This window comes from bacterium, assembly GCA_020444065.1.
GTDB lineage: Bacteria > Sumerlaeota > Sumerlaeia > SLMS01 > JAHLLQ01 > JAHLLQ01.
Map to the genome: position 1 here is coordinate 215964 of JAHLLQ010000005.1, position 17817 is coordinate 233780.

The 17817-nt window shown below is 61.8% G+C and carries 4 protein-coding genes; 2 read left to right on the forward strand and 2 right to left on the reverse strand.

Annotation, left to right across the window (positions count from 1 at the left end; genetic code table 11):
* Position 1 precedes the first annotated feature (1 nt).
* The gene (locus tag KQI84_13795; GenBank protein MCB2155950.1) at positions 2 to 2839 is read right to left on the reverse strand and encodes a hypothetical protein; all 2838 of its coding nucleotides are present in this window, start codon (positions 2837 to 2839) and stop codon (positions 2 to 4) included.
* A gap of 112 nt (positions 2840 to 2951) precedes the next feature.
* Entirely contained in the window at positions 2952 to 3941 is a 990-nt protein-coding gene (locus KQI84_13800) for a hypothetical protein (GenBank protein ID MCB2155951.1), read from the reverse strand.
* 144 nt (positions 3942 to 4085) lie between these two features.
* On the opposite strand from KQI84_13800, the gene KQI84_13805 reads away from it, so the two are divergent.
* Together KQI84_13805 and KQI84_13810 are read left to right on the forward strand one after the other, a co-directional pair.
* Positions 4086 to 5489, forward strand: a complete 1404-nt coding sequence (locus tag KQI84_13805; GenBank protein MCB2155952.1) for a sodium:solute symporter family protein — start codon at positions 4086 to 4088, stop codon at positions 5487 to 5489.
* Between the two features lie 183 nt (positions 5490 to 5672).
* Positions 5673 to 17774 (forward strand): hypothetical protein, encoded by a 12102-nt coding sequence (locus KQI84_13810; GenBank protein MCB2155953.1) that lies wholly within the window; start codon positions 5673 to 5675, stop codon positions 17772 to 17774.
* Positions 17775 to 17817: the final 43 nt, after the last annotated feature.

The window sequence follows — 17817 nt, forward strand, 5'->3', positions numbered from 1 at the left end:
CCTACTCCGCCCCTGCTTTGATCAACTCTGTCTTTGCTCGCAGTCCATCCTGCTCAAACGTCAGGCCAAGGCGGCCGTGTGCGAATTCGCAGAGCGGCAACGCATCCTCTGGCGCTTTCTCCGGATGAATGGCTGGGCATCCCAGGACGGTCGATTCGTACGTCTGGAACTCCTCGTTCCAGATGAAATCTCCACCACCGGGACAAATCGGGCGTACGCCCCACCACAATTCCATGAATGCGATCGAGTCTTGCGCTCCGAACTCGCGATGCCATTCATTCAGGATCGCCAGGTTTCTCCAAGATGACTGCTGGATCTGAAGCAGAAGCTCGTTGGACGTCAGGCGCTGGAACGACCGATAGGCATCCTGGGTCGCTTCGAAGACCATGCTCTTCCCTGGAAGCGACTCGACCACTGCCTTCGGTGTTTCTTTCTCGCCTTCGGCGGGCGAGGCCTGGCGCTTCAGCGCCTTCTGAATCTGCTGCTCGTTCAGGGAGAGTATCAGGGCTTTGCCTGTCGGTGCGTAGTACAGCGCGAAGTCATCGATGTCGTCGCCCATGCTGCTGCGGCCTTGTTCTGTCGCGCCGATTCGGACGTAGCTCATGCCAGCATACTCCAGCGATTCCCACGCGGTCATCCCCGGAGCTGTCTGCTCGATCCAGGCGCGCAACGCGGCCATGAACGCAGCGAGCTTCAGCCCGTTGACGGATTCGATCTCGATCACGACGGGAAGGCGCGGCCAATTGCTCTCCAGGAAATCCTCCACGCCGTTCTCACCATTTTCTTCTGCGGCCTTTTGCATGTCATCCCAGAACGGATCCTCATCCGCGTAGATTGCCATCCAACGTCCCACCCAGTTCAACGGGTTCGTTCCAATGTTCGGCGCCATCTGCGCGGCGAAGTTGGTGACCTGGCGAACGGGCCGGGAATTCGGGTCCATCGCCATTGTGAAATGCACCAGCGATCCCGCGTGCGGATCGCCATCGCCCGGTTGCAACTGCGTGTCGCCGCAGATCTGCATGAATTCGCGATAGTTCGAACGCGTGATCAACGGACGCACTGTGAGATCCGTTGCCAACAGATCTTCCCGCAACGTCAGGCGCACGGCGATCGGATCGAAGCGGCGCGTCCAGTTGCGTTGGTATCCATCGCGCCACCACTCGTAGGCTCGCTTCTCATCGGCCGTCACGCGCTCGATGTCGAGGTGGAGAATTGGTGTCAGAAAGCCGATCGACCCGTAGCGCGAGGACTCGACTCCCTGCGGTGTCAGTGTCACTTCACCAAGTCCCGTCAGAAGCTCTTCATTCTTCAGCACTCGCGGCTTTTCAACCTCGCCGGCGACCAACTCGCGCAGGTGTGCTGCCTGAAGCTCTGCCATGGCTGCCATCGCGCGTGTTCGGCGCGATGCGCCGATGCGCCACGCCGGACTGCAGATCTTGCGAATCGCGGCATCCGTCAGCACCACAAAGCCCGACTCGTCGGCATCGCCCAGCGTGTAGCGATCGCGGAAGAATGTGAACTCCGGCGCCGAAGCCACCGATCCGTCGGGGAACTGGGACGTCTCGATGATCTTGTGCAGCAGTTCTACTGAATTGGAGAGCACGACCACGCCATCCAATTCAGCCACGTATGCCGAGATGCGCCAATCGCCCGACGTTGCGCCGTGGATCGACACGCCCTCGAAGTCTTCCTTCACTTCCTTCACGCTCGGCTTCATCAGTTGCGTCCCAAGCGCTGCGCGGAAGGGAGCGGGTGATTTCGTTTCGAACAAGACGGCCATCGCCGTGCCGGTGCGCACGTACGGATCGGATGCCACGACGGCCACGCTCTTCACGAACTGATCGCCCATCGCCGCGGTCGCATCGTTCAATGGCATGCCGAGTTGTTGCTCGTAGCGCGACAGCGTCTGCGCATCTTCGGCTCGCATTTGCGCCAGCGACATTGCCGCCCCGCCGCGATGCAGGCCCTCGTCGATGCATTGCTTCATCGCGCGCAGCGATGGGAAGAACGCCGCCACGTCATCAGCCGGAATATAGGAGGCCAACGCATCCTTCTTCGGCGTCTTGCCTTCGATTTCCTTGGTCCAGTCGTAGTCCTCGACCGTAATGCCTCGCAGCGATGAGATCGGCGATGTTCCCTCATCCGTCTCGCGCACGAAGAGATCGCGATCGAGCTGCAGATTCTCGCTCAATGCCCGCCCACCCGTGAACAGGTCGAACGTCCGTGTCATGTCGTTGCCGAGGTTCCTCGCTCGGCCGGAATCGACAACCTCATCCTCGCGGCCCAACTCGTGAAGAGTCTCCCGAACCTGGTGGCGGAACCACGCCGTGCCCGAGCCGCCGGAGCGCATCAGCCGGCGATAGTGATCCAGCTTCGCCTCGAGCACATCCTCGCGATTCGCCGCCGAATCGGTCGGCGGCTCCGTGATCTTGAAACGAATCGCCTGCATGCCCGACCAATCTGCCTTCGGGCAGAACAACGTGCCGACCAGCGGCGGTTCCCCCGACGCGCGCACGGCAAGGAAAGCGGTCTCCGGATGCATCGGTCGCCTCGGCAGCCACATCTGCCCCGTGCCGTAACTCAACCACGCGTCCGCATCCTCGGCTTCCATCGCGACATAGGGATGCATCTCCGAACCGATGGCGCGCTGGCGCTGCCACGACATGTCCTCCACGCCCGTATCCGTCACGGGAAGAGCGCCCTCGGTGATGGTCAGCTTATCGAGCGAGATATAGTAGTAGACGACTTCCGCCGTCCCGATCGCCGGCAGCAGCCAGCAGACCAGGGCAAGAATCCCAACCCATCGAGCCACCCTCGCGCTTCGACTGTTCGTTATCATGAGAGGCCTCCCGGCGTTTCTTTGTAAGTAATTGATTACTAACTAAACTCGGTGGCCGCGGCAAGCGAAATCTGCCAGGGCAAAGGACTGGAGGGGATGTGCATCCGAGGGCCTAATCCTCCATCCACTTGCCGTACACGATGTACTTGAAATCCTCCAGAACCCACCGATCCTCTTGGGCGCAATTGGCCTCCAATTCCTCGATGTATGGCCGCCACTCCTCGATGTTCTTCGCAATCTCAAACTCCATGTAGTTGTCGAAATCACAGTCAACATCGGCTGACCTGTACTTGGTTGAACCATGCCATCGCTTGTAATCCAGGAGCATCTGCAATTCGCGTTTGCCGGGTGAGTACGCAATGACTTGGCTGATTCCGCGGGCGTTTTCGAGCAGCGCGTCGGGGGCGTACCCGCCGCAGTCTTGTGAGACTCTGCAGAGATAGAGAAAGAGCGTGGGAAACTCCCTTGGATCCACGCTCAAGCCTCTCGTCCCATCCTGGCGGTAATGCCAAATGGCAAAACTCCGACCTCTCACTTGTCCCTCGTCTGGTTGATGGGGCCTCAGCAGCACATACTCCATCGGTAATCGCCACTCTTGTTTGCGAGGCGTCTCATTGATCTCGGAGTAGATGTCTCCGCAGTGCACTTCGTGGCCGTGCGTTCGACGAAGCTTCTTCTCCAACTTGCGATAGCGCCGCGGATGATCCTGCTGGTCCCTCGCCATCACCAGCAGCTTTGCAGCAATGTCATGCCCTTCGTTCTCCAAGGCCCTCGAGTGCTGCGCTTCCGTCATTGTCGCGGCCAGGACATCAAAGCCATCCTCGAATGCCTGAAGATGTACCGCATACTTCTCTTTCTCGTTTCTGTCCCATCTCCAAGTCGCCGGCCGCGCAGCCTCGTGGATGATCGTCTTGATGGCCGCAATCTGCACAGCCGTCAGAGAATACGTCGTCTTCGCATCTTCTCCGACAGTGATCAGCGCGCCGTCATCAACGTACCCGTCTTGCGCCTGCAGAAGCCGTGCAGCCTTGAGTTCCGTGCTCTCTGAGCACCCGCTCAGGAAGATGAGCGCCATCAAGCCCAGCATCGAAATCGATCTCACGTGGCCTCTCCTCCCCCCCGGAAATTCGATCAGGTGTGAATCTGCCACGTCGGATCGGCTTGGGCAATCGGGATTGCGGACGTATCCCTTGCGCCTGGCCCGCGGCGTTGGGTTTGCTCCGGGGCGCTGCGGAGGCGTGACGCGATGTTGCAGGTTTTTCCCGTTCTGTACCTGGTGGCGGTGATGGCCGTGGGGCTGTCGTACCGTCGGCGGATGACGGACGAGGCGACGTTCTTCCTCGCCCGGCGATCGGGCAATGTCCTGATGCTGACCGGATCGCTGTTGGCGACGATCCTGGGTTCGTTCGGCGTGCTCGGGATCTCGGGGCTGGCATACCGCATGGGGTTCGTGGCGGGGTGGTATCTCTGGGGCGGCGTCGTCGGGCTGGCCGTTCTCGGATTCTGGGGGATCGGGCGGCTCAAGATCACCGACGTTTACACGCTGCCGGAGTTGCTCGGCCGCACGTATGGCCGGCCGGTGCGCGTGATCTCGGCTGCGCTGATCGTGTTCGCGTGGCTCAGCATAGTCGCCGCGCAGTTGATCGCCGCCGGCAAGATCGTTCACTTCCTCGGCGAGGCCTCCGGGTGGCAGATTGCAGCCTGGGGCGTGCGTCCATTCGTGGCGGGCGTGGCGGTGGTCTTCATCGCCTACACGTGCCTGGGTGGACAGCACTCGATCCTAAGGACGGACCTGTTCCAGGCGGTCTTATTGGTGGCCGCGCTTGCAGCACTCCTGGCGGCGGGATTCGCCCGGCCAGAGCCGCTGGCCGCGGTGGATCCGGCCCTGATGCGGTTTCCATTCAGCGATTCCATGACTCCGATGAAGTGGCTGGCACTCATGCTGACCTTCGGCGTGCCATTCCTTGTGGGGCCGGACATCTACTCGCGGCTGTTCTCGGGCAGAAGCGCTTCTACAGGCCGCATCTCGGTTCTGCTGGCGGCGGGACTGATGATCCCCATCGTGCTGGCGGTGGTTCTGGGGGGGATGCTGGCGCGCGGAATCCTGGGCGGGGGAGCGACAGACTGCGACACGATCCTGCTCCAGTCCGCATCGTTGATCTTGTCGCCGATCTGGGGCGGCCTGCTGGTGGCGGCGCTCCTTGCGGCGGTGATGAGCTCCGCAGACACCTGCCTGCTGACGATCTCCACGCTCGTCAGCCGCGATTTGCTGGGAGCATTGAACTTACGCCGCGGCGAGGGCGCCTCCATCGTCGTCCAGGCGCGCTGGATCGTGCTGGTGGCCGGGCTGGCATCGCTGGCCGTTGCGCTGTATAACCCCAGTATTGTCAAGGCTCTAATGGTCTGTTATAAGCTCTACTCGCCAGCCGTGCTGTGCCCGTTCCTGGCAATCCTTCTGTGGCCCGGACGGAAGTTTCCAGCGTGGACAGGTGCCGCGGCGGTCCTGCTCGGCGGGGGAACGGCGGGGCTGGGTTTGATCCTGCAAAGCGAAGCGCTTCAACTGGCTGCATTCGGGGTTTCGGCTCTGCCAATAGCAGCGGGACTACCTTGGAGTGCGTTACAAAAGCCAAATGTAACGCAATCGACATGATATTGTCGCAAAGTAATTTTGCGGCATTCTTTGCGAAATCGTTTCCGATCAGATAAAACACTTCAGAAGAAACCGCCCCACATTTGGAGCGGTCTGGCAAATCCAGCTTGGCTTTCGGCCTACAGCATGGGACTTGTCTCCTCATCATCCCCCGTTTTGTAGGGTATTTTGAGGAGACCCCTTATGAGGAACCGAGCTTTGAAGCGCCTTCCGATACTTGGCGCGCTCTTCCTTTTTGGCGCGTTGGTGTCGATGGCCAGCGCCCAAAACACGAGGCCCAAGGTGAGCTGGCACTGGCACATGCACCAGCCCATCTATTGGAACGACCAGTTGGAGAGTGGGACGGACCGTTATGAATACGCCTGGGATTCGATCCAGGCCAAGAACGGCGGCCGTGTCCATCCAACGGACAACCTGAATGAGATCTTCGGCAAGGACGATCGCGTTGCGGCCTATCAGTACCGCATGCGGAACGCGTTGGCGAACATCTCCGGCCATACAAACTCCGGTGCGGCGGTCAGCTACTCCGGCGCGTTGATGGAAAACATCAACAGCCTCGGCGACGCGGGCCAGTTTGGGTACGGCAGCAACTGGAACTCGTGGATGAACGAGGCCAACGAGTGGGACACGAGCGGCGGCAAGCCGCGCATGGACATCGTGAACTTCTCGTTCCACCACGCACTGGTCGGGCTCCATAACCCCGAGACGGTTTACATGGAGATCAAGTTGCACCAGGAGAAGGTGAAAGAGGAGTTCGGGACGGATGCTCTGTCCCGCGGCTACTTCCCGACGGAAATGGCATTCTCCACGCGCCTGATCCCGGTGCTCGATCAATTGGGCATCGAGTGGTCGATCGTCTCCGGTTCGCACATCGCGCGCGCCTGCCCGGACTTCCCGATTGCTGTGGGAAGCGGCGGCGAGAACTGCGATCTGCCGAACGCGGCCGATCAGATCAACCCGAACGGCAACAACTTCATCCGCGTCTCCATCGATCGCGGATGTTCGCCGTCGAATGCCAACCCGCTTTCTTACCAGCCCGCCTACGTCAAGTACGTCGACCCGGAAACGGGCGCCGAGACGAAGATTATCGCCGTTCCGGCGGACCAGGCTTACGGTTGGAAGGACGGCTACAGTTGCCTCGGGGCGGGATACCTGGGGGATCTTGAGGCGCTGAACGATCCGTCGCAGCCCTCGCTGTCGCTGCTTGTGCACGACGGCGACAACGCGTTTGGCGGTGGCTACAGCTACTACAATGAATGCGTTCCGAACATGGCAAACGGCGCAGCCGGCCAAGGCAACGAGGTTACCTCGATCGAGCAGTACCTGGCCGAATTCCCGCCCGATACGAATAACGTCATCCATGTCGAGGACGGCGGTTGGGTGAACGCCGATTCGGACTTCGGTTCGCCGACCTATATTAACTGGAACTATCCGCTTCTCGATTCCACCGGCCAGATCGATCCGGTCAACGGTTGGCACGAGAAGGCACGCGACATGGCGATCTTCACGGCCGCCCTGAACCGCGTGCTGACCGCTCAGCAGATCAGCGGTCACTCGCCGGACTACGCGAAGATCCTGCACCCCGACGGATCGACGCACGAGGTCGATCGCGCATGGCACTACTACCTCGGGTCGCTCGACTCCGGGAATGTCTACTACGGCCCGGCACAGGACCTTGAAGTGAAGGCCACCCTCGGCTGCAACGAAGCCGTTGAGCACGCCGATCCCATCATCGGCGACGCGTCCTCGGATACAACGCCACCGACGATCTGGCTGCCCCAGCGTCATCCGTACAACCCCGGCAGCCGCAACTTTGGCGTGCAGTACGGCTACAAAGAGTACTTCGACGACGGCGACTTCCATATCTGGACGTTCATCTCCGACGCCAGCGGCCCGGTCGACGCCGTGCTGAAGTACCGCGTCGACGTCGACGGCTCGAACCCGTTGTCTTCGAACCAGAACGAAACTTACGCTGGTGGCTCCGAAGTCGGCACCTGGGTTGAATTGCCCATGAACCGCCGCGAGTTCCCGAAGGGCAACATCTACGGCAATCCGAACATTGATTTCTTCGAACTGCCGACGCACATCGCGGATCACTACTCGGTGGAAGTTACCGGGCTGCGTGAGAAGCTGATCGACTACTACGTTGAAGCGACGGACGCGAAGGGCATTGTTTCGCGCTCGCCGATCCAGCACGTTTACATTGGCGATGGCAGCGGAGCCACTGGGGCCCGCGTCGTGGTCGCGCCGAAGCCGCCCGTTCGCGGCCAGCAGGTCACGGTCACTTACGATCAGACCGAAGGCCCGCTCAGTGGCGCTTCGCAAATCTACATTCACCTTGGCAAGAACGCGTGGGACGCGACCGTTGCACCCGATCCCGCCATGACCGATGCCGGCAACGGCACCTGGACCTACACCTACACCGTCGACCTCGACGCGCTTCAGGTCGATTACGTCTTCAACGACGGTGCAGGTAACTGGGACAACAACAGCGGCAGCGACTGGCACTTCACGACGACCGACGACAACGGCTTCACGCCGACTCCGTCGCCGACTCCTTCGCCCACCCCGACGGTTTCCCCAACGCCTTCGCCGACTCCGATCGTCGGCCAGGTTGTCACCGATCCGGCTCCGCCGGTCGCGGGCCAGTTGGTCACGGTCACCTACGATGCAAGCGCCGGCCCGCTGGCCAGCGCGACCCTCGTCTACATTCACAAGGGCATCAACGCCTGGAGCACCACGGATCCGACCGACACCTTGATGTCGAAGGATCTCGCGACGGGCTTCTGGGAAATCACATACACTGTTCCCTCCACCGCCACTGAATTGAACATGGTCTTCAACGATGGCGATACGATTTGGGACAACAACGGCGGCAGCGATTGGACCATCGCCGTGACGGGCGGCCCGACGCCGACTCCGTCCCTGACGCCTTCGCCCACGCCGACCACGACGCCGTCGCCGACGGCTTCGCCGACGCCGGGCTACACGCCCGATCCGACGTTGGACATCGCTGGCATCCCGGGCCAGGCGCCCATGATCATCCAGTACTTCGGCGCCACCTGGGAGTCGATTGCACGCCGCATGACCGACGCGTTCACGATTGGCTACGGTGGCATCTGGGTTCCGCCTCCGACACGCGGCGGCTCCGGCTTCAGCGTTGGCTACGACCTGTTCGACCGCTTCGACTACGGTTCGATGCTGGGCGAGTGGACGCGTTACGGCCACCTGGATACGATGAGTGCGATGCTCGATAATGGCGATCGCGCCGACATCGATATCATCCCCGACACGATCCTTAATCACAACTCCTTCGGCACGAAAGCCGACACGACGTTCGCCGATCTCGGCGGCTATCCCGGATTCGCTTTTGAAGTAAACGGCGAAAACGGCAACGGCTACGACGCCGACGGCGACTTCCACCCATCCGGCCAGTCCGGCGAGTGGGAGATGTACCTGGCGGGTCTGATCGACATCGCCCAGGAGAAGAATCACCAATTCATCCGTCAGCCCGTCGATGCGGGCGACTCGCGCAACATTCCGGGCGCCGGCAAGTTGCTGAAGCCCATTACCGAGAACAACCGCCGCTTCTATCCGGACCTCGATCCGGCACCGGGCGACGTGTTGACGCCTTCCGGCTTCAACCTGACGAACCCGCTGGGCGGCGACCCGGTTGAAGAGAACGCAACCGGCCTGCTGCTGCGCTTTGTGCGTTATGCAAACGAAGTCCTTGGCTTCGACGGCTACCGCATCGACGCCACGAAGCACATGCCCGATTGGTTCTTCAACTTCTACGACGATGCCGTCTTTGGTAACGGCAAGGTCCTGCTCGACGGATCTCGCGAAACGCCGTTCAGCTTCAACGAGATCTTCGATGGCGATTACGGCAAGCTGAACCTGTATCGCCGTCGCGACGGCTACGGCAACCGCGACAACCTTGACTTCCCGTTCTTCTTCAAGGCCACCGACGTTCTGAATCAGCATGGCCTTGGCGATCTTCGCGAACTGGTTTGGGGAACCTACGACAATACCGACGGCAGCGCAATCGACGGCTCCGCCGGCGTCCGGTTCATTTCCAGCCATGACAAGGACGGCGCCGGCTGGTCAAACATCGGCCACGCCTTCATCATTCTGCGCAACGGCTACAGCATCGTTTATCACAACGCTCTGGAGTTCGGTCCGCAGGAACCCGACAACGAAGGTCACCCGTTCCCGAAGGAAGCCAACGCTCGCGGCGACGCCATGGGCGACTACAGCAGCATCATCACGACGCTCGTGAATATCCGCCGCATCTATGGCCGCGGCGTGATGTACGAGCGCTGGATCGATGCCGATTACCTCATCTACGAACACGACGCCCGCCTGCTGTGGGGCATCTGCGACAGCGAAAACACCGGCTACGTCGCGCAGACCGTGACGACGAACTTCTCGGCCGGCACGATCCTGCACGAGCTCACCGGCAACCATTCCATGTACGCCGACATTCCGGAAAGTATCACCGTCGGCTTCGGCGGCGAAGTGAACCTGCGCATCCCGACCAACGTCGATCAGTTCGGCTACGTCGCTTACGCGCCGGCTACTCCGGAGATGACGAGCGTGTCGCTCTCCAATGCGACCGACGTTCCGCCCGACGATGACGGCGCCGATCCCACCTATGTGGACAAGGCACGTCATCGCAACTACTCGATCTGGTCGACGACGGCTGCGAGCTCGCTGCTCGAGCTGCAGACCGACGGCACCGAAGACATCGCGTTGGTGAAGGTGGATGCCGGCGTCGATATCAATGGCAGCGGCGGCGTCGACTACACCAGCGGAGGCCTTGCCGGCTTCGAGCGCTTCAGCTTCGAAGACGTCGGCGCCCAGGGCGGTTCCGGTCTTTATAACGTGACGCTCGATTGGACGCAGCTCGGTGAAGGTTACCACTTCATCGAAGTGATCGCGGTCAACTGGGGCGCCGGCGAACATGCGCCGATCTGGTCCAGCCATCGCGAAGCCGTCTACGTCAACAATACGCGCCCGGTCGCGACGATTCGCTACCCGGCCGAAAATCAGGTCATCTCCGGCAGCGAAGTCGAAGTTTGGATCGCTACCGACAATACTGAAAACAACGCGCTCGTGAACGTCGCCAGCGCATTCGACGCGAACCGGCCGACGGATCAGTTCGCTCAGATGAACGACCCGGGTCCGGGCGAGTGGCGCCTGACGGTGCCGGTGACCTCCACCGACCGCGTGATCACCGTTCGCCTGTATGAAGAGACGGGCGATTCCATCGACTACCACATCAATTTCCTGCAGAGCGGCGATCCCACGCCGACTCCGACGGATACGCCGACACCGACTCCGACGCCGGATCCGAATGGTGTGACCGTGGATCCGAATCCGCCGGTTGCCGGTTCCGATGTCCTGATCACGTATAACCCGACGGGTGGCCCACTTGCCTCCGCGTCTGCCGTCTACATCCACGTTGGCATCAACGACTGGGCTGAAGTGGCAGATCCGGACGAGGCAATGACGTCTTCCGGCGGCAACTGGACCTACACTTACTCCGTGCCGGCTCACGCCGAGCAGATCGACATCGTCTTCAACGATGGCGCAGGCACGTGGGATAACAACAACGACTCCGATTGGCACTTCGCGACCACTGGTTCCGTGACGCCGACGGTGACTCCGTCCCCGACGCCGTGCGACACTGTCGCCTACGGTGGCGATCGCGTTGCCGTCGATCCGTCGACCCCGGTTGCGAACCAGATCGTGACCGTCTACTACGACAAGGCCTCCGGGCCGCTGTCCGGTGCCGGCCAGATCTTCCTGCACAAGGGAATCAACGGTTGGGCAGACGTGGATGCAGTCGACGTCGAGATGTTCGATGATGGCTGCGGAAACTGGACGGTTTCCTACACGGTTCCGTCGACAGCACAGCAGGTCGACTACGCCCTCAACGACGGCGTAGGTAACTGGGACAGCAACGGCGGTGCGGATTGGCACTTCGCCACATCCGGCTTTGAAACGCCGACGCCTACTCCGACCCCGATCCCGGGTCGCGCAGCCATCAGCCCGGATCCCGCCTCCGCGGGCCAGCCGGTGACGGTGCTGTACGATCAGGCTGGCGGACCGCTGGCCGGTGCATCCGCCATCTACATCCATAAGGGCATCAACAACTGGGGCACCGTCGATGCGACCGACACGGCAATGACGAAGGACGCCGCGACGGGCTTCTGGAAGCTGACCTACACCGTTCCGGCCGACGCGACCGAACTGAACATGGTCTTCAATGACGGCGCAGGAACGTGGGACAACAACGACTCCGCGAACTGGACCTTCACCGTTACCTCCGGCCCGACGCCGACTCCGACGCCGACGCCGATCCCCGGCCGCGTCGCAGTCGACCCGAACCCACCGGTGACGAACCAGTCTGTGACGGTGTTCTACGACAAGGCCGGCGGACCGCTGGCTGGTGCTGCCGAAATCTGGCTGCACAAGGGCATCGACGGCTGGGCGGCGGTGGATTCGCCGGACGTCCAGATGACGCTCAACGCAAGCACCGGCTTCTACGAGTTCACCTACACGGTGCCTGACGGTGCGACGCAGCTCGACTTCGTCTTCTGGGATGGTCAGTCGACGTGGGACAACAACGACAGCGCCGACTGGAGCTTCTCGACGAACTCCGGCCCGACGCCGACACCGTCCGACACGCCGACGCCGACACCGACGACGACGGCTACCGAAACTCCAACCGAGACACCGACGGCAACGCCGACCCCGACGCCCACCGATCGCGCAATCACGATTGGCCAGGGCCCGATGCTCGGCACGACCGCCGGCCAGACCTACTACGAAGAGTTCCAGGACTGGGCGACGGACGACTGCCGTGCGCTTGACCCGTACAACGATCGTGTTTCGATCGACAGTGGATCCGATAATGCTCGCGACATCGTCGCCTTCTACACGTTCGACGATCCTGGCGCCGGTGCCTTCTACATGCGCGCCGACTTCCTCGACCTCTACGAGCAAGCCGAGAACAGCCAGCTTGACCTGTACGTGCTGCTGGACTTCACGTCCGGTGGCGCAACGGGCTTCCCGGATGGTCTTGGTGGTTCGACTGGTCAGTGGGATCTCGCTGTTGCGGTTTACAGCGCAGCCTACTGGAACATCTACGACACCACGCTGACATCGCTCAGCAGTGCCAGTTCCAACCCGGGTCTGTTCGCCGGCGCTTACTTCCGCGCGGACCTCGACTCGGTCGAGTTCGGCATCGATCGTTCGCTGCTCACTGACCGCGGCTGGGACGGCTCGTCGCCAATCGGCGTCGAGGTCTGCACCGCGCAGGACATGAACGCGACCATCGCCGACCGTCTGCCCGACAGCGGTCAGACGGCGACCGACTCGCACTGCCCGACGGCCAAGTATGCCTTCATTCTGCACGGCAACCAGGCCATCAGCGACTCCGAGTATATCCAGCAACTCGTCTACAACAATGTTGTAACGACTCCGAACGGCAACCCGACCGGTTATCACCGTGCACTCGATACGGCGCGTATCTTCAACGTGCCGCCGAATATCCACATCTCTGCAACGCTCGTTGCTTCGTTGATGTGGGCGGACAAGCCCGGCACCACCGATCCCGCCGACGGTCCGAACTTCGTCGACTACCTGTCCGACTTTGTGGATGGATACGATGGAAACGGCGAAGGCGAGATCGTCTGGGGCGTGTTCAGCGAACACATCATGCCCTTCTGGGAAGGCGTGGTGAACCAGGACTCGATCGACCGCAACGAGCAGTACCTGATGGACGTCCTTGGTCTGCCCGCGCCGGATGCGAATTCGACGTTCTGGATTCCGGAACGCGTCGTCCGCGGCGCCACGTTCGCCGATCTTGTCGCGACGGGTTACAACTACACCGTTCTCGACCAGATCAATCACCTGCGGCACTGGTTCGGTGAGAATGGCCAGGCACACAAGGTCCACCGCATCAATGGCGTGAACGCGTTCATGATCAACGATGAGCCGGATCGTTTCAAGTTCGCCAACACCGATGACGGCTTGTGGTTCGATACGCGCGAGCACCTGATCGACATGGCCCGCGCCACGGACCAGGAACAGCTCACGCTCGTCTTCGACGACTGGGAGGCCTATGCCGGCCGCTCCTTCACGAGCTTCAACGTTGGTACGGATAACCCGGACAACTTCAACACCAACATCCGTTGGCTGGCCAACCACCAGTGGGTCCAGGTCGTCTCGCTCGAGGAAGTCGCTTCCTGGGGCTGGACGCCGGTTGACCACGGCACCGATACGACGCTGCCGTTCCAGACCTACGACTGGCTGGATCACGCCACCGAGCACAGCTACGAAAACTGGTACCTCGGTTCGAGCATCGAAGAGGACTTCGACGACTTCGCGCCTCCGATCCGCAAGGACCTGAGCCAGTGGATGACCAAGCCCTTCGGCGGTCTGTCCACTTACGTTCCGACTTCCGGTTCGGCCACGAAGGGCCCGGGCACGATCGCTCAGGATGTCTACGACGCAACGTTCGGTTCGCCGACCAATGCGCTTGGCAACCTGGCGCGCCTGGCCTACTCGACGGCCATCTTCGAAACCGCCTGGCACGACGAGGATAACTCGGCCCGTTGCCCGGACGGCTCCTTCGATTGCTACGACGACGATACATACGATGCGATCGCCAACTTCGCCCGCCAGTTGCAGTTCCTCAACCTGCGCCGCAGCGGCTTCATCGCTGCCGCCGCCGATTGGGCTGCGACAGGAAACAGCGGAGTGACTAGCGCCGTTGCGGTCGACCTCGACCAGGACGGCGAGAACGAGTACGTGATCAAGAACGATAACGTGTTCGCGGTCTTCGAGAACGATGGCGGTCGCCTGATCACTGCGTTTGCGCGCGATGCCGGTTCCGGCAACGCCGTGTCGGTGATCGGCAACCTGCTTGGCTTCCCCGATGACGACGATGAAACCGAAGCGTCGGCAAACGGCGGCACACGTACTTCCGGCTTGTCAGACTGGTGGGCGTCCGGTGTCGAAGCCGGCTACGTCAACGACGTCTATACGGCCAGCGTGCTGAGCAACGGCGTGCAACTCACTTCCGCCGACGGCAAGATCAGCAAGACGATCACGCTGGGCGATTCGAGCAGCACGCTGGAAGTCAGCTACGCGCTGACCGGTGGCGCGACGCGTCTGTACGTTCGCAACGGCCTTGCGCCGGATATCGCGAATCTGTTGGAGACGGGCCAGTCGGCTCTGACTTTGACGGATGCTGGCGGTGTTGCGACCCTGACAAACACGGCAACGAACGCGAGCGTCTCGCTTGGCTACGCAGACGGTTCGCACACGGCAAACTACAACTCGGGCGCCGGCGACGGCACCGCGAACTCGCCGCGCAACCAGGCCATGCTTCACATGGCGGAACTGTACGGCGAAGGCAACTTCACATTCGGCATCACGCTGACGGCCGGTTCGACAGGCCCGACGCCCACGCCGACTCCATCCCCGACGCCTTCGGCCACGCCGACGCCGTCCGATACGCCGACTCCGTCTCCGACCCCGACGGCTACGCCGAACCCGGATGCACCGATCGTCTCGATCATCGATCCGGCGGATGGCGCGTACGTCAGTGGCAACTTCACGGTTGAAGCGCTCGCGAGCGACACCGACGGCACGGTCAGCAAGGTCGAGTTCTACGTCGACGGCAACAAGGTTGGCGAGGACACGACTCCGAACGCACGCCGCGGCAGCAAGTCCGCCGCGCGCGGCACGGGAACGATGAAGACCATTACCATCGATGGCGTGAACACCGGCAGCGAGTGGACCAGCTCCGAGCTGATTGCCACCGATGCTGCCTTCGATCACGCCAACGTTGTCGGCGCCTGGTCGACGCACGAGCCGCAGTTCGACTACACTGAACTGTACGCTGCGTGGGATGCGAACAACCTGTACGTCGGTATCCAGATCGTCGACGTGATCGACGTTGAAGATCCGGCCAACGCGGGTTCGTCCGCCGGCACGAAGCCCTTCCAGATGAATCTACCACAGTTTATCGGCATCGACGTCACCTCCGGCGGTTACGGAGTGGACACGGTGAACGGCGACATGTGGGGCAAGGGCCACGGCTTCGGCGGTTCGAACGAACTCGACTACGAGGTCTACTTCGCTTCGAACTTCTTCCAGGGTCCGTTTGTTTGCCCGTACAATGCGGGCTGGGATCCGGACAACGACGCCACGGGCCCGACGGGCAACGGCGTCTATCCGAACGAGCACGCAGGCCTTGACGGCGCTTCGGCGAACCATTGGGCCGGCGGCCCGATCACTGGCCCGGGAGGCAAGAACTACCTGACCTCCGGCCACGATACGAACCGCGACTCGTTCTTCGAAGTTGCCATTCCGCTCGAACTGATTGGCAGCCCGGACCTGAGCACGCAGTCCATCGGCCTGTTCGTCAGCCATGGCGATGGCCCGCTGATGTCCGGCGTCGATTCGCTGCCGGACGATCCGGCCACGGTCGATACGCCTGGCGTGACGGCTTCCAACTCGCCGAACGAGTGGGAAGACTACGACACCTATACCGAGCCCTTCGCGGTCGTTGGTGCCGGCGGAACGGCTACGCCGACTCCGTCTCCGACGCCGATCACGGGCGACAGCTACTCGATCACGATTGATGCCGGCACGCTCAGCGATGGCTCACACAGCCTCGAGGCGCGCGCCATCGACAACGATCTGCTCGAGGGCAGCGACACCATCACCATCAACATCGGCGCCACGCCGACCCCGACCGAAACCCCGACTCCCACCCCGACGCCGACGGACCGCGTTGTTGTCTCGCCGTATCCGCCGGTTGCCGGCCAGACCGTTACAGTGACCTACGATGCCAGTGCGGGCCCGATCACCGGTGCCGCCGCAGTGAATATCTACTGGGCCATCAATAACTGGGATGCCGGCTCGATCACCGAAGAAGCCATGACGAACGCCGGAGGCGAGATCTGGACGAAGGATCTGTCTCTGCCGGCGAACGCCACGCAGCTCGACATGGTCTTCAACGATGGCGCGGGCAACTGGGATAACAACAGTGGCAACGATTGGCACTTCACCGTGACGACGGCGACGGATACCCCGACGCCTACGCCTACGCCGACCGACACCCCAACGGCGACGCCGACGGATACACCTACTGCGACGCCATCGGATACGCCAACTCCGACCCCGACTCCAGGACCGGACGCGGAGATCTACACGACCAACGTGATTGGCAATCCGTACGCGGCGAGCAGCTCGTTCACCGTCGATATCGCGGTGCGCAACAACACGATCGCGCCGGTCGCTTCCTACACGATGCTCGTGACCTATGACGGCGACTCGGCTTCGCTGGTCAGCGTCAGCGACGTCGACCTCGGTGGCGATCCTCCGACTCTCGGCACCGTCTCCGGCAGCGGCACCAGCACTTCTCGCCTGGTCAACGCTCTCGGAAATGGATCGAGCACGCAGTACGAGTTGACGGTCTGCCGTTTGACCTTCAACACGACGGCCAGCCCGAACGGCTCCCACAGCGTGACGATCGCCGCCGACGGCCTGAACGAACCGCTGGTCGATCCGAGTGGTAACCCCATCTCGGCGACCTTCAACAGCAGCGAGACCGATCCGCTGTCCTCGACTCCGACGCCGACTCCGACTCCGTCCCCCACGCCGACCCCGATCGCAAACGGTGCGACCATCGTTCCGTTGCCGGCGGTTCCGGGCAACAGTGTGACGGTGATCTACGACGCGTCGCAGGGACCGATCTCTGCAGCCAGCGACGTCTACATCCACAAGGGCATCAACGCCTGGACCGAAGTTGATGCATCCGATCACCTCATGATCCAGGACGGCTTCACCGGCTACTTCACGTACACCTACACGGTGCCCGCCAACGCGGCGCAGCTTGATATGGTGTTCAATGACGGTGCTGGCAACTGGGACAACAACAGCGGCAACGATTGGCACTTCTTGACGACGTTGAACGACCAGGATTCGGACGGCGATGGATTCTCCGACGCAGTCGAAGACTCCTACGGATCCGATAAGGGCGATCCGAACAGCCGTCCGCTCTTCGGCGACTACAACGGCGACGGCGTCGTCAACATGACCGATGCGATGTTGTTGAGTCGTGCAACGACCGGCGGCGCACTGTTGCCCTACGACCCGATGCTCGACATCAACCTCGACGGCGTTGTCGACAAGTCCGATGCGACCCTGCTCTACTACTGGAGCATTGGATCCAGCACGGCGCCGATGATCCCAATGCCGTAACGGCGAACCAGAAACCATCAACCAAGAGGGGGCGGCTTTCGAG

Excerpts from the sequence above, each read along its gene's own strand:
- KQI84_13810 (MCB2155953.1), top strand. The coding sequence starts at position 5,673 with ATGAGGAACCGAGCTTTGAAGCGCCTTCCGATACTTGGCGCGCTCTTC.
- KQI84_13805 (MCB2155952.1), top strand. The coding sequence starts at position 4,086 with ATGTTGCAGGTTTTTCCCGTTCTGTACCTGGTGGCGGTGATGGCCGTG.
- KQI84_13795 (MCB2155950.1), bottom strand. The coding sequence starts at position 2,839 with ATGATAACGAACAGTCGAAGCGCGAGGGTGGCTCGATGGGTTGGGATT.